Annotated in this window: 23 protein-coding genes; 9 read left to right on the top strand and 14 right to left on the bottom strand. The window is 53.0% G+C overall.

The window, feature by feature from the left end; genetic code table 11:
- Nucleotides 1-157 precede the first annotated feature (157 nt).
- The 5 genes from ACTIKR_RS05950 to ACTIKR_RS05930 are packed head-to-tail and all read left to right on the top strand — an operon-like array spanning nt 158 to nt 5052.
- Nucleotides 158-1120, top strand: coding sequence for a LysR family transcriptional regulator (locus tag ACTIKR_RS05950; protein WP_193090644.1), 963 nt, complete (start codon nt 158-160; stop codon nt 1118-1120).
- A 15-nt stretch (nt 1121-1135) separates the two neighbouring features.
- A complete protein-coding gene (locus ACTIKR_RS05945) occupies nt 1136-2143 on the top strand; it encodes an ABC transporter substrate-binding protein (RefSeq protein ID WP_193090645.1) in 1008 nt (335 codons plus the stop codon).
- 35 nt (nt 2144-2178) lie between these two features.
- Nucleotides 2179-2943 (top strand): ABC transporter permease, encoded by a 765-nt coding sequence (locus tag ACTIKR_RS05940; RefSeq protein ID WP_193090646.1) that lies wholly within the window; start codon nt 2179-2181, stop codon nt 2941-2943.
- 12 nt (nt 2944-2955) lie between these two features.
- Entirely contained in the window at nt 2956-3720 is a 765-nt protein-coding gene (locus ACTIKR_RS05935) for an ABC transporter ATP-binding protein (RefSeq protein ID WP_193090647.1), read from the top strand.
- Between the two features lie 27 nt (nt 3721-3747).
- On the top strand, nt 3748-5052 hold the full coding sequence (locus ACTIKR_RS05930) for an NAD(P)/FAD-dependent oxidoreductase (RefSeq protein WP_193090648.1): 1305 nt from the start codon (nt 3748-3750) through the stop codon (nt 5050-5052).
- 137 nt (nt 5053-5189) lie between these two features.
- On the opposite strand, the gene hpaI is transcribed toward ACTIKR_RS05930, so the two are convergent.
- The 6 genes from hpaI to ACTIKR_RS05900 are packed head-to-tail and all read right to left on the bottom strand — an operon-like array spanning nt 5190 to nt 9870.
- Entirely contained in the window at nt 5190-5960 is a 771-nt protein-coding gene (hpaI, locus tag ACTIKR_RS05925) for a 4-hydroxy-2-oxoheptanedioate aldolase (RefSeq protein ID WP_193090649.1), read from the bottom strand.
- A 16-nt stretch (nt 5961-5976) separates the two neighbouring features.
- The gene (hpaH, locus tag ACTIKR_RS05920) at nt 5977-6759 is read right to left on the bottom strand and encodes a 2-oxo-hept-4-ene-1,7-dioate hydratase (protein ID WP_193090658.1); all 783 of its coding nucleotides are present in this window, start codon (nt 6757-6759) and stop codon (nt 5977-5979) included.
- A 3-nt stretch (nt 6760-6762) separates the two neighbouring features.
- Entirely contained in the window at nt 6763-7623 is an 861-nt protein-coding gene (locus tag ACTIKR_RS05915; protein ID WP_193090650.1) for a fumarylacetoacetate hydrolase family protein, read from the bottom strand.
- Nucleotides 7620-8492, bottom strand: coding sequence for an amidohydrolase family protein (locus tag ACTIKR_RS05910; RefSeq protein ID WP_193090651.1), 873 nt, complete (start codon nt 8490-8492; stop codon nt 7620-7622). Before ACTIKR_RS05910 ends, ACTIKR_RS05915 begins: the two co-directional genes overlap by 4 nt.
- On the bottom strand, nt 8485-8880 hold the full coding sequence (locus ACTIKR_RS05905) for a RidA family protein (protein ID WP_193090652.1): 396 nt from the start codon (nt 8878-8880) through the stop codon (nt 8485-8487). The genes ACTIKR_RS05910 and ACTIKR_RS05905 overlap by 8 nt, the downstream gene beginning before the upstream one ends.
- Nucleotides 8881-8907: 27 nt before the next feature.
- Nucleotides 8908-9870: a Bug family tripartite tricarboxylate transporter substrate binding protein gene (locus ACTIKR_RS05900; protein ID WP_193090653.1), complete on the bottom strand. Its 963-nt coding sequence runs from the start codon at nt 9868-9870 to the stop codon at nt 8908-8910.
- Nucleotides 9871-10086: 216 nt separating this feature from the next.
- Between ACTIKR_RS05900 and ACTIKR_RS05895 the strand changes: the two genes are divergently transcribed.
- On the top strand, nt 10087-10704 hold the full coding sequence (locus ACTIKR_RS05895; RefSeq protein ID WP_193090654.1) for a flavin reductase family protein: 618 nt from the start codon (nt 10087-10089) through the stop codon (nt 10702-10704).
- Between the two features lie 24 nt (nt 10705-10728).
- A complete protein-coding gene (locus tag ACTIKR_RS05890) occupies nt 10729-11526 on the top strand; it encodes an IclR family transcriptional regulator (protein WP_442327337.1) in 798 nt (265 codons plus the stop codon).
- Here the strand turns inward: ACTIKR_RS05890 and ACTIKR_RS05885 are convergent.
- From ACTIKR_RS05885 to ACTIKR_RS05865, 5 genes are all read right to left on the bottom strand, one after another.
- A complete protein-coding gene (locus ACTIKR_RS05885) occupies nt 11523-12128 on the bottom strand; it encodes a 2-hydroxychromene-2-carboxylate isomerase (RefSeq protein ID WP_193090656.1) in 606 nt (201 codons plus the stop codon). The two genes, ACTIKR_RS05890 and ACTIKR_RS05885, sit on opposite strands and share 4 nt — an antisense overlap.
- Nucleotides 12125-13453 carry an MFS transporter gene (locus ACTIKR_RS05880; RefSeq protein WP_100699236.1) on the bottom strand — a complete coding sequence of 443 codons (1329 nt, stop codon included), beginning with the start codon at nt 13451-13453 and terminating at the stop codon, nt 12125-12127. The genes ACTIKR_RS05885 and ACTIKR_RS05880 overlap by 4 nt, the downstream gene beginning before the upstream one ends.
- Before the next feature lie 53 nt (nt 13454-13506).
- Nucleotides 13507-14286: an aldolase gene (locus tag ACTIKR_RS05875; RefSeq protein WP_100699237.1), complete on the bottom strand. Its 780-nt coding sequence runs from the start codon at nt 14284-14286 to the stop codon at nt 13507-13509.
- 105 nt (nt 14287-14391) lie between these two features.
- Nucleotides 14392-15288: a LysR family transcriptional regulator gene (locus ACTIKR_RS05870; RefSeq protein WP_100699238.1), complete on the bottom strand. Its 897-nt coding sequence runs from the start codon at nt 15286-15288 to the stop codon at nt 14392-14394.
- 182 nt (nt 15289-15470) lie between these two features.
- A complete protein-coding gene (locus ACTIKR_RS05865; RefSeq protein WP_242444555.1) occupies nt 15471-15992 on the bottom strand; it encodes a TetR/AcrR family transcriptional regulator in 522 nt (173 codons plus the stop codon).
- Here ACTIKR_RS05865 and ACTIKR_RS05860 point away from each other — a divergent pair.
- A complete protein-coding gene (locus ACTIKR_RS05860; RefSeq protein ID WP_153045725.1) occupies nt 15982-16344 on the top strand; it encodes a hypothetical protein in 363 nt (120 codons plus the stop codon). The two genes, ACTIKR_RS05865 and ACTIKR_RS05860, sit on opposite strands and share 11 nt — an antisense overlap.
- An 81-nt stretch (nt 16345-16425) precedes the next feature.
- A complete protein-coding gene (locus ACTIKR_RS05855) occupies nt 16426-17463 on the top strand; it encodes a saccharopine dehydrogenase (protein WP_100699239.1) in 1038 nt (345 codons plus the stop codon).
- Here ACTIKR_RS05855 and ACTIKR_RS05850 read toward each other — a convergent pair.
- From ACTIKR_RS05850 to ACTIKR_RS05840, 3 genes are all read right to left on the bottom strand, one after another.
- Nucleotides 17460-18185 carry an amino acid ABC transporter ATP-binding protein gene (locus tag ACTIKR_RS05850; protein WP_193090408.1) on the bottom strand — a complete coding sequence of 242 codons (726 nt, stop codon included), beginning with the start codon at nt 18183-18185 and terminating at the stop codon, nt 17460-17462. The two genes, ACTIKR_RS05855 and ACTIKR_RS05850, sit on opposite strands and share 4 nt — an antisense overlap.
- Nucleotides 18186-18188: 3 nt before the next feature.
- Nucleotides 18189-18875, bottom strand: coding sequence for an amino acid ABC transporter permease (locus ACTIKR_RS05845; protein ID WP_100699241.1), 687 nt, complete (start codon nt 18873-18875; stop codon nt 18189-18191).
- Nucleotides 18868-19198, bottom strand: a 331-nt coding sequence (locus ACTIKR_RS05840) for an ABC transporter permease subunit (protein WP_442327336.1), incomplete at its 5' end; no start/stop codon positions are given. The genes ACTIKR_RS05840 and ACTIKR_RS05845, both read right to left, overlap by 8 nt.

Genomic DNA, 19198 nt, shown 5'->3' with positions numbered 1-19198 from the left:
CGCCGTGCTTGGCTCGATGTCATGCCGACATACCTGCTTGAACACCCTATCATTAGCACAAATGTGACTTACTATAATTTTTACTTATGGTATGAGCCATATCCTAGGATAAATTTGCTCTGTACCGTATATTGCTAATAAAAAAATGGAGGCAAACATGACCAAGGCCACTTCCTTGGATATAAAGGCATTAAGGATTTTTGAGGTACTCGCAACGCATGGAAACTTTTCTCATGCCGCCAAAGATCTTGGTATCAGCCAATCAGCGGTGTCGCAAGTGGTCTCAAATATTGAGGAGATTCTCAAGACACAAGTGATCGATCGCAAGCGGCGCCCGTTCAAGTTGACGCCCGCTGGCATTTCCCTCAGTCGCAAGGCCAAGCAGATTGTGGAAGAAATGGACCGGCTGATTGCACAGACACGCGAAGCGGCTTTGTTCAACCAAGTTGAGATCCGGTTGGGCATGATCGATTCCTTCTCTGCAACGGTAGGGCCGTACGTTCTGAAATCGATGGTGACCAATACCAGCCGTATCTTGGCTTGGTCGGGGCTTTCCCATACCCATTCAAATGGTCTGTTGAACCGCCAACTGGACCTGATTGTGTCCTCTGACCCCGTCGAGGACATGGACGATCTGGTCAGAACTAAGCTTTATCAGGAGCCGTTCCTGATTGTTGTATCGAAAGAAAAGGAAGCCCTGATCGCAAAACGGGATCTGAATGCGTGCGCACAGGCCATGCCTTTTATTCGATTTGCATCACGCTCTCATTACGGCGGACAGATCGAGCGCTATTTGCGACGGTGCAATGTCAGCATTCCCCATTATCTGGAAATTGATTCGGCAGATGTGGTCATGGCGATGGTGGCCTCGGGGCTTGGATGGACAATCACCTCGCCGTTATGCGTCGCCCAGGGGCTGTCATTCTGGGACAAAGTAGCAGTTCTGCCGTTGCCGGGACCAGCATTGCAACGAACGGTTTATTTGATCTCCCGACGAGGAGAAAATGAAGATGCCGCAGAGAAAATCTATCGAAGCAGTCGTCAGGCACTGGAACAGCATGTTCTGCCCAAGTTGCAGACAAAAATTCCATGGTTAAAGAGTACTCAAAATCTATATTGACTAAAGGAGGTCAAAGTGATATCAACTAATCGTCGCGTTTTTCTTAAAAACACTCTCGCAGGTGCGGGTGCTATCGGCCTGGCAGGAACAGGGCTTTTTGCCTCGGCAAAAGAGCTGCAAAAAATGGCATACGGGGGCTCTCCATGGCTTTCGCACTATCCCACGTATCTGGCAATCGAAAATGGTCTGCTCAAGGCAGAAGGCATTGATTTGCGCTGGGAATCGTTTGTAACCGGCTCTGCACGGCTAAGTGCAATGATGGCGGGGGACGTGGATTTGGCGGGATTTGGCTCCATTTCAACGATGGCGCTGATGGCGCGCGGTGTGAAGCAATTCTATGTAGTGGGTGTGCCGGAAAACTTCGGAAAGGTTGAGGGCCTGTTCGTCAAGGAAGGGATCAACAGCATCGCGGACCTAAAAGGCAAAACGATTGGCACGGCGTTTGCATCCAGCACGCATCTTTTGGTGCTGGACTTGATTGCAGCCAGTGGTATGACGCCAGACAAGGATATTAACGTAATCAATATCTCCGGACCCGAGATCATTGCAGCGATGAAATCAGGTCAGATCGATGCCTGCGCCGCATGGACCCCGCAATTTAACATTCTGTCCTCAATGCCAGGCGTCAAGCTGCTGGCTGACGATACAAGTTTCAGCCTGTACAAGGAATTTGGAACGACGCCGGGCCCTGATCTGTTGGTTGTGAAGAAATCCTATGCGGAATCTAACCCGGAGGCGGTCAAAAGCTTTATCAAGGCCTATTTCCAATCTTGCGAAGTTCTGAAAAACGAGCCCGAAAAGGCGGTTCCGATTCTCAAAAAGCTGACCAATCTGAGCGACGCGGAGCAGTTGCAAACAATTAAAGGAGCCGAATGGTACACGCTAGACCAGCAAAAGGACCTGATGGCTAAAGACGGAAAGTTCGTCACAGGCCTTCAAAAGCTGGCCGAAATGCTGGTTACCTACAAGCAACTGGACAGCGCTCCCAAAGTGAGCGACTGGATCAATCCGAATTTCATTTGAGATTCGATTTCACAAAATACCAGGAGTATCCAAGTATGTCTTACGTTTCCAAAAAACGGGAACTCGTCCTGATCAGTTTTATATCGGTCGTCGTTTTCGTTTCAGTTTGGGAAATGGTGTGTCGCTTCGGGCTGGTCGATCCCATCTTTCTTCCTTCCCCGACCGAAGTGGTCTTGCGTGGAATCCGGACTCTGAACGATGGCGTGCTGATGTCACACGTGCTGGCATCCACGCGCAGGGTGATGATTGGATTTGCGCTCGCCGTGGCCATTTCCATTCCCTTGGGGCTGGTGCTGGGCACATCCCGCCGTTTCTGCGCAGTATTTGATCCCATCATTTCGCTGATTCGGCCCTTACCTTCCATGAGCTGGATTCCGCTATCACTGCTTTGGTTCGGCATTACAGAAACACAGAAGTACAGCATTGTTTTTATGGGAACAATCGCGCCAGCGCTGCTTTACGTGATCGAAGCCACACGCAATGTTGACCAGGTGCTGGTGCTCGCGGCCCGAAACCTGGGAGCAAGCCGGTTCCAGGTCATGCGGGAAGTCATTTTGCCCGCAAGTCTTGCACAGATCATAAGCGGCTTCAAGATCATTCTGGGGTTGTCCTGGACCTGCGTCATCTCCGCTGAACTTGTTTCAGCTAAAGAGGGACTCGGGTTCATGATAATGAACGGCAAAGAGTTTTTCCAGACTGACACGGTTGTCTTGGGCATGGTCATGATCAGTATCACAGTATTGATTATTGACGTGATTCTGCGCCGTATTGAAAACCGGGTTTTGCGCTGGCAGCGCTAAAGGGGGATTGACATGATAAATATTGAGAATGTGAGCAAGAGTTACGGGCCATTGAATGTTCTGGATAAAGTGAATATTGAGGTCAAGAAAGGCGAATTCGTGGTCCTGCTGGGCGCATCCGGTTGTGGCAAGTCCACGTTGATCAACCTGATCGCAGGTTTTGTGCGTCCGTCCACAGGACGGATTGTCGTCAACGGTCACGAGGTCAACGACGTTGATCCTCAGTGTGGCATGGTCTTCCAGCAATATGCGCTGTTCCCATGGATGACTGTATTGGAAAACGTGGCATTCGGGTTAAAGCTCAGGGGCGTTGCCAAGAAAGAGCGGCACGAAGTTGCGCAGAAGTATATCGATATGGTTGGACTGCAATCATTCGAAGACGCCTTTCCCAAAGCCTTGTCCGGAGGCATGCGCCAGCGGGTATCGATTGCACGTGTGCTTGCCACCAACCCGGATGTGATTCTGCTTGATGAACCGTTTGCCGCCCTGGACGCCATGACACGACAAGTGTTGCAAGAGCAACTGATCAGAATTTATGAGCAGAGCGGCAAGACAATTGTGTTCATTACCCATTCGATTGATGAGGCCCTGCTACTGTCGACCCGCGTTATTGTACTGGGCTCCAAGCCTGGCAAGGTGGTACAGGACATCCCCAATGACCTGCCTCACCCCCGTAATGCGAGTGTTCAACTGTCACCACGGTTCAACGAACTCAAAGCGCAGATCTGGGACACGGTCCAACACGAAGTCCAAAAAAGCCTGGAAGCTCGTGCATAGTTTTCTATAAAAACATCAAGGTTAAACATGTCGTCTAGAACAACTTACCCCGTCTACGAAAGTCGGTCCGGGTGGAACTCTCTGTTGCCTGCGCGAACAGCGAAGACAAATATTTCGATTCAAAGCAAGTACGATTTTATCGTTATCGGGGCCGGATACACCGGATTGGCCGCAGCGCGCAGGCTGGCAGAATTGAATGCGTCCGCCAGCATCCTGGTCCTGGAGGCTGGTGTCGTTGGAGAGGGCTCGTCAGCCCGAAATTCAGGGTTCGTCATCGCCCTGCCTCATAACACCAATATGTCGGGCCATATCAGCCCAGCAGAGGTGGCACAAAAGCAAATCCGAGTTTATGACGGCGGGTTACGCTGGCTCAAGCGACTGGTGGATTCGTATCAGATTGATTGCGGCTGGAATCCCAAGGGAAAGTATCACGGCGCAGCCACCGCGGAAGGGGCCATCAGCCTGCAAAACACTGCACGTCAGTATGACAAATGGGGTGTGCCATACCAGGAAATCTCTCAGGCCCAACTATCCGAACGTCTGGGCACTCAATATTACCGCTACGCCATTCAAACCAATAGCAATATTTTTATGCAGCCTGCTGCGCTCATTCGCGGCCTGGCCGACAACTTGCCCGCCAATGTCACATTGGTGGAGAACTGCCCCGTTTTGTCGGTCGAGCAGGGTCGGGAACAAGGGGTTCTCACCGCACAAGGCCTGATTCGCGGGGGAAAAATCATTGTTGCCAACAACGGCTTTGCGCGCAAACTGGGTTTTCTGAAAGACCGGATGTTCACGATCTTCACCTACGCGGCGATTACACCCGAGCTGGATGCACAGCAGCTCGCGTTGCACGGAAGCGAGCCTGAATGGGGGCTGATTCCAGCGAACCGTATGGGCACCACGCTACGGAAGATCCAAAACAAACGCTTTATGGTACGAAGCGCCTATTCTTATGAAAAACCGCAGACCGAAAGTACCGTGCTGGAACTGTTGACTGATTGTTATCGCCGACGCTACCCCGCCGCGAAAAGCCATCGATTCGAACACCTGTGGGGCGGAGCAACGGCGCTAACGCGTAACGGCGCGACCTATTTTGGCGAAATGTCGCCAAATCTTTTTGCGTCCGTCGGGTGCAATGGCGCCGGCGTACTGAAAGGCACCTGCTACGGAAAATTACTTGCGGAGCTGATATTGGGGCATCGCACCCAGGAACTTGTCGATGTCCTGGCCATGGATAAACCGAACTGGCTTCCTCCCGAGCCGCTGCGGGGTGCAGCAGTCAAAACCGCCATTTATCTGCAGAAGCGAAAAGCAGGCGCAGAAAGATAATTTAGGGATTAGGGTGTTCTTTCATAATAAACATGTCATCCTTAAACAAAGTCGGGTGGGTATCTGCCGGTAAGAGCAGCAAAGGAATCTTATCGGCAGTACCTGCTATAAAACTCGAAAAAAAAGTACATCTGGCGTTATTCAGCCAAAGAAAATGCTGCCGCCAACTGATCGGCCGCTCTAGCCAGTAACGCAACGTCCATACCCACGGCCGTAAACAGCGACCCGCATTCCATGTAGTGGCGGGCCAATTGCGTGTCCAATGTAAGGATGCCGGGCGCTTTACCAAGCGCCCGAACCTGACGGATCGCATCCTCTATCGCACTTTGCACTTCGGGATGACCCGGGTTGCCCAAATGTCCCATGCTGGCCGATAGATCTGCCGGACCAATAAACACGCCGTCCACGCCATCTACCCGGGCAATGGCCTCCAGATTATCGAGCCCTTCCTGCGTTTCTACCTGCACCAGTAAACAAAGTTCATTTTCGCACTCGTGCATGTATGTCTTTTGCCTGCCGAAATCACTGGCGCGCATGGTTCCGCCCACGCCCCTGTGGCCCCGTGGCGGATAGCGCATGCCGGCCACCGCCCTGGCGGCCTCTTCTTCGTTCTGAACATAAGGGATCAACAAGGTCTGCGTACCGATATCAAGAAAACGCTTTTGCTGGACTGCGTCGTTCCATGAGGGCCTAACGGCTGCCGATACGGGGTAAGGCGCCGCTGCCTGCAACTGGGCAAGCACACCAGAGACCTCGTTCGGTGAATGTTCGGTATCCAGCAAAAGCCAGTCAAACCCTGCGCCAGCCACAATTTCGGCACTGTACGCGTTACACAAGGACACCCACAACCCAAGTTGATGCTGTCCCTGGGCCAATGCCTGCTTGAATTTGTTCTTGCCTGCAATCATTGCGACTCTCCCTTGATCAGTTGAAACTGACAGAGATGCTGCCCAGTGTGCCGAAGTCTGCGTGAATCACATCGCCTTTTGCGACAGGAACGGTACGGGTGAAGGATCCGGCCAGTATGATGTGCCCTTTTTCCAGGACACCGCCAAAATCAGCGATTTTGTTCGCCAGCCATACGACCCCCATTGCAGGGTGCCCAAGAACCGCAGCAGATACGCCCGATTCTTCGATGGTGCCATTTTTATACAAAAGCGCACTGGCCCAGCGAAGGTCAATGTCCATGGGCCGTACGACCCGGCCACCCAGCACAACCGCAGCAGAAGCAGCATTGTCCGCGATATTGTCAACAATCCGTCGAGGATACCGGGTACGTCCGTCAACCAGTTCAAGAGCGGGCTGTATAAAGTCGGTCGCTTCCAGAACATCAAATAGCGACACGTTCGGGCCCTTGAGCGCCTTTCCAAGGACAAACGCCAACTCCACTTCAACGCGCGGCACAATAAAGCGGTCTGCGGCAATTCGATCACCGTCGTAATAGAACATGTTATCCAGCAAATGGCCATAATCAGGCTCATTGATGCCAAGCGTCGATTGCATTGCCCTGGATGTCAGGCCAATCTTGTGTCCACGCAGGACGGCGCCATGCGCTATCTTGTCAGCAATGACCAGTTTCTGTATCTCATAGGCGTCGGCGATCTGCAACCCAGGAAAAGTTTCGTCCAGCTGCGCAACGGGTGTTGCATTTTTTTCTGCATCCAGCAACAGGCGCATTGCTTTCTTGTGTATTTGCTTGCTGAGCATCATTCATCCATTTCTGACAGTATTTTTCAGAATGCCGATTGTCGGCACCTCCACTTCCACCACGTCCCCTTCCCGAAGAAACTTTGGCGGATCGTATCGAATCCCGGCACCCGTCGGCGTGCCGGTAGAGATCACGTCCCCAGGCTCCAGCGTCGTCCACCGGGAAATGTAATGGATCAGATACTCGAAAGAGAACATCAAGTTCGCGGTGGTATCGCGCTGACGTTCTTCGCCATTCACCCGTGTGATCACTTCAAGATTGTCATAACGAGGGAATTGGTCGGCAGTAACCAGCCAGGGCCCGGCAGAGCCACTCTGATCGAAGTTCTTTCCCTGCGTGACATTAAATTTTCCGTGTTTTAACCAGTCGCGTACGCTGCCTTCATTCAGGCAAGTCAGGCCTGCAATATGAGATAGCGTCTGCTGCTGCGGAATGCGCCGGCCGCGCTTTCCGATCACGATTGCAATTTCGCCCTCGTAGTCAAGCTGCTCCGACTCTTCAACCGGGCAAATCAACGGCTGCCCGTGGCCGGTGATGGATGACGCGAACCGTGGGAAGACGCTGGGATAGGCAGGTGCTGCGGTGCCGTCTTTATATTCTTCATTGCGATGGTGATAATTGATCCCCACACAAATGATTTTCCCAGGGTTGGGTATAGGCGGCAGATAATGCAGTTCTTCCAGGGCGTAACGTGGCGCACCATCAGGCAGCGATTGAACGACACTTGCCAGCTTGTCGCTGCCCAGCAGTGCATTGACGGTACTGATATCCGGACCGAAAGCGTCGGTCAGATCAACAACCTGATGTTCAATGACCACGCCGAATCGCGCTCTGTTTTGTATCACAAAAGAAACTATCTTCATTTCTCAAATCCAAAGAAGGCGGTTGGATTATCAACCAGTATTTTTTTAAGCAAGGCCTCGGAAGGCGCATAGCGGTACAGTTGTTCGACCAGATCACCCTCGTTTGGCGGCTGCTTGACCGACACCGGGTGCGGCCAGTCGCTCCCCCATACGACACGATCCGGCGCTGCCTCAATATAGGCCTGTGCAATGGGAATGACATCATTCCAGGGCGCACCAGCGCGTGATACCTTTTCTGTCAGAGAAAGCATGACCCAGAAGTTGCCTTTTTTCAGCAACTCCAGAACAGCGTTCAGGCTAGGGTCGGCGCTTTCTGAGCGAGGATCGGGACGCCCCATGTGATCCAGCATCACCGGAATGTCCAGCGACTGAAACATGGCAAGTTGATCCATGATGCCGGTCGCTTCAGGCTGAAACTTCGCGTACCAGCCCAGTTCCCGAATGCGTGCGATCGCATGATCAAATTCTTTTTCCGACATACTCACGCCCAGCCCCTGGCGATTGAAGCGGGCTCCTTTTATGCCTGCCGAATCGAGCTTTTCGAGATCACTGTCACTGCCTTCAAGCAGCACTAGTGCATTGGCACAACCTCGGTAGCCCGGTCCGGACGCCTCCAGTGCGTCCAGGACCACTTGATGGTCGGCCCCGTATGTTGTTGCCTGGACAATGACACCTCTTTCTATTCCCAACGTTCGATGCAATTGCAATGCCACCTCTATCGTGGCCGAGGGCATTTCGTAGGCCGCGCCGGCCCTGACGGGGTATTTGGTTGCCGATCCGAATACATGGAACTGACAATCACAACTGTTGGCAGGCGGTTTGGGATTGGGCGAACGTGGGTTTGGGTCAGGGGCAAGATAATCAGGCATTTGCTTCCCCCTTCACGGCAATAAAGTCGCACTCCAGTAATTTGCCACCATCCAGGCTGGCTTGCATGGTGTGCCTGGCCGGCCTGGAATCAGGATCGGGAAATAGCGCCAGCCATTCTTCGTTCAAGGCTGCACGTTGCGACCGGTCGTTCATCCAGACATGCATCTTGATAATGTCCGTGGGTTCCAGCCTAGCGGCACGGCAGATACGTTTCACATGATCAAACATGAGCCTGCTCTGCTCCTGTATCGTCGAACCATATTCACCGGTTGAGGGATCCGTTCCCTGAATGCTGCCCGAAAACACCATAGAGCCAATCTGGCTGGCCGCCGGAATCGGGTTCTTGTGACTGAACCCTTCCGCGTAGATACTCTTTCTTTTTGTCATATTCATTTCTCCTGACATGTTCTGTTCCTAGTTCACGCTGATGCCTGCCTTTTTGATAATCGGCACCCAGCGCGCGTCTTCTTTCTTTAGATACGCCTTAAAGTCTTCGGGCGTCATACTCTGGGCTTCAGCGCCAAGCGTCTCAAAGCGCTGAACGATTGCCGGATCTTTCAAGACCGCTGTCGTGGCGGCGCTGAGTTTTTCAAGAATCTCTGTGGGCGTGCCTTTGGGCGCCATCAAACCGGTAAAGGTGTAGGCGATAGCATCCGGAATATGGGATTCGGCCAAGGTTGGTACTTCCGGCAGGCTCGCAAGGCGTTTTTGTGACGTCACGGCAAGGGGACGCAGCTTCCCATCCTTTATGTAGGGCAAGGCCACCGACAGCTGGTCAAAGCTGAAATCCACCTGCCCGCCAAGCAAATCGGTGAGCGCAGGTGAATTTCCTTTGTAGTGAATTGTCATCCATTTGGCCCCCGTTTTGGCCAGCATCATTTCGCTCATCAAGTGATTGGAAGTGCCTGCGCCGGGCGAAGCCATATTAAGCTTGCCGGGATGTTTTTTCGCGAAATCTATGAGTTCGTTGACCGTTTTGATCGGTAGCCCGGGACGCACCTGCAGCACCATCGGAGTCATCGAAACCGACGTGACCGCCTCGAAATCCCGATCCCAATGGTAGGCATCACGATTGAAAATAATCGGACTATAAAGAAGTGGGCCGTTGGCCGCCATGAAGAACGTGTACCCATCCGGCTTGGATTTGGCGACATGCTCTCCGGCAATCAGGCCTCCGGCGCCCGCCTTGTTCTCCACGATAAATGGCTTGCCAAACGCTTTCGCCAGCCCGGGCGCGATGAGTCTTGCTGCAACATCCACGTTGCCACCGGGTGGATATGGGACGACGATTGTAACTGGCTTATCAGGCCAGTCGTTTGCATACGCCGTCGAGGCTAGCAGTATGGATACGGCAGCGATCATTTTTTGTGCTTGCATTTGTCTCTTCCTATAATCGATGGTGGAACCATGCGGCAAAAGATAGCAAGGGTTGATATCACAGGACAATATGAAAAATCGATTTACGTCCAAATAACGGACTTAATATAGATTCGATACTCACGACATGGTACAAAAATGGGGCATTATTGCGTTTGTCATGCATTTCCATTGACAATGACGGTTATTATTTGGACATATTTCTGGTGCCAACCAATGAAAATTTTTGCAAATAGCATGAGCCCCGAGCAGACCTACAAATTATTGACCGGTATCGTCGTGCCAAGACCTATCGCATGGGTGAGCACTTTGTCGGATGCTGGCCTCATCAATGTCGCGCCTTTTAGCTGCTACACCATTGTTTCCAACATGCCGCCCATGATCGGTATAAATATTGGGCGCAAGGCGGGAGCACGCAAGGACACCGCCACGAACATTCTTCGCAATAAGAATTTCGTCGTCAATATTGCAGATGAAACGCTGTTGGAACCCTTGCACCAGAGCGCCGGTGAATACCCGCCACAGGTCAGCGAAGCACAATTGCTGCATCTTGCAACCCTTCCCGGATCGTCGATGTCGGCGCCTCGTCTTGCGGCCGCTCCGATCAACATGGAATGCCGGCTGCATAGCGTAACCCCCTACGGCGATACCGGTGCAGAATTCTTTGTCGGAGAGATTCAGGTGCTGCATATCAGGGATAATTTGTTGAATAACGGAAAAATCGACAGTACGTCCTTGCGTCCGATCTGCCGTCTTGCCGGCCCCAACTACGCTACCCTGGGAGACGTCGTTACCTTGCCTGCGGTGTCGCAAACTCCAAAATCGGTGCTTTAACGATCACTATCAAGAGGAAACATCATGAATTCAGACGCGAGCGAAGACAGTGCAACTGCGCAACCGGGAAGCCAGACCGTTTCCCGTGCCATGCAGATCCTGCGACTGGTTGCCTGCGGTCAAGAGCATGGCGTGCGCCTGACGGATCTTGTTAATATTTCAGGCCTGAACCGGCCCACTGCGCGCCGTATATTGAAAACGCTGCTGCAGGAACAAGCTGTTGAACAGGATCCGCTGACGCGTCGCTACCTGATTGGCAGCGAATTGACGCTTCTGGGCCTGGCGCGCCGCAGACGGTTTCCCCTTTTATCTGCCGCCTCAACGTGTCTGAACTACCTTGCACAAAGTATCGGCGACACTGCATTCCTGAGCATACGCCATCGGCTGGATTCAATTTGTATCGCCCGCCAGACCGGCCATCATCCTATCCAAGTGCTATCCATTGATGTGGGTGCGCGGCGCCCGCTAGGCGCAGGTGTCTCAGGCGTGGCTATTCTTTCCTGCCTGTCCCCAGATGAGCTGCGGCAAATCATTTCCGCTAATACCACGCGGCTGGCACAGAGCGACCTCACGCCAGACCAACTCATACAAAGGGTGCACTTGGCCAGAAACCTGGGCTATGCCTATGTCCAAAATGGCGTAATGTCCGGCACCAGCGCAGTCGCTGTCCCGGTTGTCGATGCAGCGGGACAAGCCCAGGCAGCCTTAACCATCACTGCAATGTCAAATCGTCTCGATACATCACGCCTGTCATATGTGGTGGAGCAGATGAAAGGGCAGGCCGAACAACTCAGCCGTCATGCGGATATGAACAAGAATTAATCTGCCCTTCTGATCGCCTCTTCCAGCATATCCAGCCTGTCCTGCCCCCAAAACAGTTCGTTCTTAAAAACATACGAAGGAGAACCGAATACACCGCAAGCCACGGCTTCATCGGTAAATTTCCGGTAGAGAGCAATAATCTGCGGCGCTTGTGCCTGGTTCATCAGCGTCAGGCCATCCAGGCCATGTTTATTCGCAATATCAATCAGAGTTATGTCAGATGAAATATCCTCATCTTCGCACCACTCGGCACGAAGAATGGATTTGGACAATTGGGCGATATCGATGCCGTTCTGGCTTGCTGCAATCACCATGCACGATGCCAGGTCTGCATTCGGGCACATGTATTTAGGCTGCAGGTTAATGCTGATGTCCAGTTTGCGGCACCACCGTTTCAATTCGGCGATGCGATAGGCCTGGCGTTCGGGCGAGCGCTGATGCAGAAGCATCCCGCCCGTCCTGGCGTAGACATCAGGAAGGTCTACTGGCTTGTAGTTAATTGCTGCATCGTATTTTTCCGCAATACGCGCCAGGCGATCCGCCCCCAGATAGGCCCAGTCGGAGTTCAGCCAAAAATAATAGTCTATGGTTTTGCCACTCATGACCGGGCCTCTTGCATTTCCGTCAGCGGCGCAAATTTGGCGGGGCCATGCATGAATATGGAGCTGATAATGGCAATCACACCCAAACCGCTCAGGTACCACACGATATAGCGTGGATCGCCGTCACCATAGGCAAGCAGCGACGTTGCAATCAGTGGTGCCAGGCCGCCGCCGATAGCGCCAGAGACCTGCACTGCGATCGATATACCACTATATCTGACCTCAGGCGGGAACTGGGCAGAAAAAAGACTTCCCTCGGGACCATACAGGCAGGCGTAGACCACACCGATGGCAATGATCATTGCGATATTGATGGACGCGACGTCCAAGCTGCCGAGCATAGAAAAAAACAAGGAGGAAAACAGCAATATGCCAATAGAACCTGCCATGAATACCCATTTAAAACTCAGGCGATCGCCAAGAATGCCAAACAGCGGCATGGTAAAGAGCGATACCAATGCGCCCCAGATAGTGGCATCCAGCATCACCATCCGATCAACACCAAGGGTATTGGTGGTATAGGCCAGTGCAAAGGTGACCACTGTGTAGAACCAGGTTACTTCGGCAAGCCTGCCGCCCACAACAACAAGCACTTCTTTCGGATACTTCTTCAGGACGATCATGGCCGGCATCCCAACCTTTTCGCCTTTCTTTTTCATGCGCTCAAAGTCTGGGGATTCGGCAACCTTGACGCGGATGAACCAGCCAACCAGCAAGAGTAGAACGCTGGCCAGGAAAGGAATTCTCCACCCCCAGGCCAACATGTCTTCGTTGGGCAATGACGCCACGGCGCCCATTGCCAAAGAAGACAGAATCAGGCCCGGGGCAACCCCCGCTTGAGGCAGGCTGCCAAAGAATCCTTTTTTGCCTTCGGGGGCATGCTCCACGGCCATCAATACAGCGCCGCCCCATTCGCCGCCCACGGCGATACCCTGTATAAATCGCATGAGCACCAGCAACACCGCGCCCCAGTAGCCAATGGATTCATACGAGGGAATGAGCCCGATCAGGATCGTCGGAATCCCCATCATAAACAATGTAATGAGCAGCATAGACTTTCGGCCGACCTTGTCACCGAAATGGCCGAAAATAATACCACCCAGCGGTCGGGCAAAGAATCCCACGGAATAGGTGGCAAACGCAGCCAGCGTCCCCGTCAATGGATCGAACGAAGGAAAAAAGATCGTATTGAAAACCAGTGCTGCGGCTGTTCCGTATAAGAAAAAGTCGTACCACTCAATGGTTGTCCCCATCATGCTTGCCAGGCCTGCCGTCACATATTGCGAACGCGAACGGACAGACCCGGATGTCGTATTATTCGCCATCCCGGTTCCTTTTAATAATAATGAACTTTATCGTCTGTTTAACGTGCCAGTAACTACTTCAGATCTAGCGGCGCAATACCATGCGTCTGCCTGCACCAGTAATTAAAGGTCGCCTTGACGATTGAATTTTTGAGCAGATAATCGTGGGCTTCAGCGGCAAGCTTGTCATCAACGGGAGTCAGCTTGCCAAATGCCTGCGCACGGATCTGCATACGAGCTGCGCGCTCAAGGTAAACCGACAGGTAGGTCGCCTCTTCACAGGAGGTACCCGCGGTCAAATACCCATGATGGGCCAGGATAATTGCCTTTTTTTGTCCCAATGCCTTTGAAATAATGACGCCTTCTTCATCGGCAATCGGCACACCGGGCCATTCACCCAGAAATGCGCAATCGTTATGCAAGGGAGTCATATCCATTTGGGAGATAATCAATGGCTGTCGCGCAGCGGCAAGGGCGGACGCCCAGGGCGAGTGAGTATGAATAATGCTGTTGACATCGGGGCGGGCATCGTAGACCCACAGGTGAAAGCGAGTCGCCGGGTTGGCCATGCCCTCTCCCGTCAACGTATTGAGATCGCGATCAACTTCGATGAAATCTTCAGGTTTCGCTTCGTCAAAACCCAGGCCAAAGCGCAAGGTCCAATAGGCACCCGGGCGCTCCGATCTTACGCTGATCTGCCCTGCCAGGCCCGCTTCCTGTTCGGTCATGGCCAGGATTCGACAGGCGTAGGCCATAGTCTCTTTTGTGTCCCGCTCTACAATTTGCAGATGCTTGGACATCTCCTGGGTTGCACGCTTATCGAAGTAGGATTTTTCTCTTAATGGCGCATTCATGCTGTGGCCTCCATACATGATCTGTTTATATAAAAACTTTCAAGGTTCTATGACAGATTCTATTGATTCAAATCAAATATAGCTATAAAGCAAAACTCATAGCAGCTATTCCACCTGTTCGTTCATGGCTTTCGACAACTGCAATATGCATTGCTCCAGGGCAATGGCCAAAGCACTCAGCGGTTTGTCATGATGCTTGATCAATACCATTCTTCGTCGCAATAAGGGCAGTTCGATTTTCACCTTCTTCAAGCCATAGTCTGCCAGCACTTTTGTCGGAATCCTGGACGGCAAAATGCAATCGCCGACGCCTGAAGAAACAAGCTTTAACATGGCGTCCACCGTTTCGGCTTCCGTCACGAAATGTGGCTCCAGGCCGCCACTGTGTATCATTTTGCGAAGGGCATAGTGTGGGGGGAAGCCGACCAGCTGGAGTGTTGTGCAGGTCAGATCCTGTGGCCCACTCAAGGCGCTGTCCTGTCTGACAATCAGCGCCATGTCTTCTTCAAACAGCGCAGTAGACACAAGCACATCAGAATTGACTGCCGAATCGTAGACCAATCCCAGCTCTGCATTTCCGTGTTCGACCAGCGTCACGACTTCTGGCGAGCTTCTACCCATGAGTGAAAGATTGACATGCGGCCGGTTGCTGACAAAAGTGGCCACGCAATCTGCCGTGAAATAATAGCTAAGCGTGTGCACGGCCGCCAGGCGCACCGTACCCTGAGTAATGCCTTGCTTGCGCACCTGATCCATCGCCCGGTCTATTTCCAGAAAGGCGGGTTTGACTGATTCATAGAGAATCTCTCCGGCCTCAGTCAGCTTGAGTCCCCGCCCGGTCCGCACGAACAAGCGCTGGTCTACATGGGCCTCAAGCAGCGCCAATTGTTTACTAAGTCCGGATTGCGTTTGATCCAGGACTGTTGCCGCCTTTGACAGAGAACCCAAATCGGCAATAGAAACAAAAAAACGCAATCGACGGTCAACCGAGTCTAAAGACATATTATTCTCCCCGGGCAAACATTGAAATGAGCCCCGTGATATCCATCGGCAAGAACAGCAATCACCTTCATTATGGTTCAAACAGAAACTGACGTTTGATTTAACCGCTGTCCTTGGAGCAGTATGGCAAAGCGAAAGCTATCCTCAACCTCCAATTCAGGAGATTGTGCCGATAGACATCTTCAACGCGCCACCATCCCGCCACTTATCAACGACGCAAAGACAGCCTCGGCGTCCCGCGCGTCCAGCGTCCCGCGCACCAAAGCAGATGACAACGCTTCTCCTGCCCCCACAAAGCCGATGCACCGCTTTTCCAGCTCTCCCTCAGGCAAAGTGTCGAAAGGCTTTAGCACCGCGACGAACATCATGATCACGTTGTCGAGCAGTTCCTGGAAAACGGCTGCCTTCTCTTGGCTACCGGCCAAGGCCGCGCCTACGGTGTGAAAGTCATCAGTGATGTCCGTTGCGCAATGGATATAGCTTGTTGCCAGCAAACGAATGGTCTCGCCCTGGTCTCGCGTTTCAGCAGCCATTGCCGCTTGAAATGCACTTACCCTCTCGGTATCGATCCACCGGTATAGCTCGATAAGCAGCACCGAGCGCGTACCGAAATGTTCGTACACCACGGGCTTGGAAACTCCGGCGCAGACAGCCAGGTTGCCCAGGGTAAGACGATCTGCGCCTTCATCACGGATGATAAGCAACGCTGTTTCAAGCAGTTGCTGGCGCCGTTCTTCCTTCGGCATCCTGCGTGCCGGCGCGTTTGAAGTCGGCTTTGAAGGCATCCTGGAAACCGTCTTTTGCAGCGTCTTTGAAGATATCTTTGAAGTAATCTTTGTCGGTGCCTTTGAAGTCGGCTTTGAAGGCTTCTTTGCACGTGCTTTTGAAGCCATACCTGGATGCATCTTTGAAGCAGCCGTTGTCGACGCCTTTGAAGCCGTTGTTGAAGTGGCCTTTGAAGCGGTGGTTGAAGACCCCTTTGAAGTTGTCTTTGCGGGCGGATTCAGGGCATTCTGGTCGGAAGCGTTAATCACAGTCGAATTTCTCCTTGCTTAACCTACCATTAGTAGGTTAAGCTACTTTAAGTAGGTTTCCCCACTGTTAGTAGATTCTAACCCTCTGCAAGGAAATATGACAATGATTTCAGACGCAATTTTGTTGATGGGCGGCACCGGCGCAATTGGACGCCAGACCGCAAGTGCACTGCGCAGCGCCTATCCCGATGTTCCTTTACTGATCGGCAGCCGCGATCTGGTTAAAAGCCGACAGGTGGCCAACGAGATCGGCAACGCCGAAGGCGTGGTGATCAATCCGCAGGCAGTCGATCTCGGCCTGGGCGAGCGTCGGGTCAGCGCGGTTGCGGTCTTTTACGCCGACCATCGCCTGGCGAGCCTGCGATTTGCGCACGCTCGCGGCGTGCCTCACCTGAGCATTTCTTCGGGCATTTACGAAATCGCTCCTGAAGTGGCAACCTATATGCATTCCCCCGGTACTGCGGCCATTGTCCTGGGCTATGAATGGCTGGTCGGCGCCACAACCATCAGCGTGCTCAATTGTGCCAAACCATTTGCCCAGTTGGATCAGATCACGATGAATGCGCTTGTTGATGAGCAGGATGAAGGCGGTCCGGCGGTTGCCGAAGATTTTGAACGCCTGGGCCGGATGATGCCCGCTGCCTTCACCCGCCGCGGCGGCAGCTATGTCTGGCGCAGTAACGACGATGCAAAAGCCCGCTTCCGTGCGATCGATGGCACCGAAATGGAAAGCACTGGCTTTTCGTCTATCGATGTTGCCGGCCTGGCGGCCGCCACCGGGGCGTCGGACGTGCAATTTAATCTGGCCATCGGCGTCAGTTCATCACGACGTCGTAGCGAACCCAAGTCCACGGAAATCATTATCGAAATGGCTGGCAAAGACCGTGACGGCCACCCGCTGCGCACCCGTCATGGCGTGTTCCATCCAGGCGGCGCCGCCCCGTTGACTGCGTTGGGAGTTAGCATGATTCTGGAGCGACTGGCCGGGCTGGACGGCAAAGCGCCAACGCGGCCAGGATTGTATTTTCCTTTCCAGGTTATCGATCATGCGAGTTATCTATCCCGCTTGCAGACCGAAGGCGGCAGCGTCGTGTCATTGGATGTGGAGGGATGTGAGTGTGGATCAGGCCATCCTGCCTAATGGATAATTTTGCCAAGAAAGTCCTGTGCTCGCTGGGATCGCGGCTCTTCAAAGAATGCGGTCTTATCGCAGTCCTCGACAATAACGCCGCCGTCCATGAAAATAACCCGGTCGGCCACTTTTTTGGCGAAACCCATTTCGTGCGTCACCACCATCATAGTCATGCCGTCACGCGCCAATCCGACCATGACGTCCAGCACTTCGTTGATCATCTCCGGATCCAGTGCAGACGTAGGTTCATCGAACAGCATCGCGATGGGGTCCATTGCCAGCGCCCGCGCAATTGCGACGCGTTGTTGCTGTCCGCCCGAGAGCTGAGCAGGCAACTTCGACGCGTGGCCTGCCAGGCCAACGCGATCCAGATACTCAACCGCCTTCCCGGCCGCCGACGCACGGTCACGTTGCAACACTTTCATCTGCCCCAGAAGCATATTGTCAAGAACACTCAGGTGGGGAAATAACTCGAAGCCCTGGAACACCATGCCAATGCGAGCGCGCAGTTGCGGAAGATTCGTATCCTTCGCAGCAACCGAAACGCCATCGATCACGATGCTGCCCCGATCAATAGGTTCCAAACCGTTTACCGTCTTGATCAAGGTCGACTTGCCCGAGCCGGAAGGCCCGCATACAATCACCACTTCGCCCTTGCTGACGGACGCGCTACATTGGTTTAGTACCTGGAAATTGCCGTACCACTTGGAAATATTATTTATTTCGATCATTTTTTAGCCATTTTGAAATTGACGCATGCGTCTGACAAGGGATGAAAGCGTAAAGCAGATGCAGAAATAGACCACGGCCACGAACAGATACATTTCCAGCAATCGCCCATCGCGCTGCGCAATCGCGGCGGCAGCGCCGACAAAGTCGGTGATTGAAACCACGTACACAAGCGAAACCTCTTGCAAAAGAATAATCGATTGCGTTAGCAGCAGGGGCAGCATGCTTTTTATTGCCTGTGGAAGAATCACGTATGTCATCGCCATGCGGTGGTTCATGCCCAACGCCTGTGCCGCCTGTACTTGTCCGCGTGAAACACCCAGGATGCCAGCCCGTATGATTTCGCAGTAATATGCAGCCTCGAACATAACGAATGTGACCAGTGCCGAACTGAACGCGCCCACTTCGATAGGCGTGTCCGAACCCATTATCCAGCCTCCGATATACGGCACCAGAAAGAAGAACCAGAAAATTACCAACACCAGCGGGATAGAGCGAATAACGTTGACATAAACGCCGGCGACGGTGCGCAGGGTAGCTGAGTGCGACAGCCTCATGAGCGCCAGCAGCGTTCCCAATATCAACCCACCCACCATAGCCAGGAGCGTCAATTTGACAGTGAAGACCATGCCTACGCCAAATAGAAACGGCAAGGCCTGGACGATCACGCTAAAGTCGAATGAGTCAAGCATGACGATTCACCCGTCGGTTACGTTGCAGCAGGCTTCTGAACGAGCGCCCAGGTATCACAGCTGTCTCGATCAGTCGCATAACCCCCACAGCAGACAAGTTCACCACCAGGTAGATCAGCGTTGCAGCGGTGAAAGCCTCAAAGACCTGAAACGAGAACTCCTGCATTGCTCGGGCGGTGGCGGTCAGTTCAATCAGACCGATGGTCAGCCCCACCGAGGTGTTCTTGATATTGTTCAGAAATTCGTTCGTCAACGGCAACAGCATCCGCCGTCCGGCCACAGGCAAAAGCACATAGCGGTAAATTTGCCATGTCCGCAGTCCA

The organism is Advenella sp., from assembly GCF_052108595.1.
GTDB lineage: Bacteria > Pseudomonadota > Gammaproteobacteria > Burkholderiales > Burkholderiaceae_B > Advenella.
Note: the sequence above shows the minus strand (reverse complement) of the source record. Positions and strands in the feature narration are given on the sequence as shown.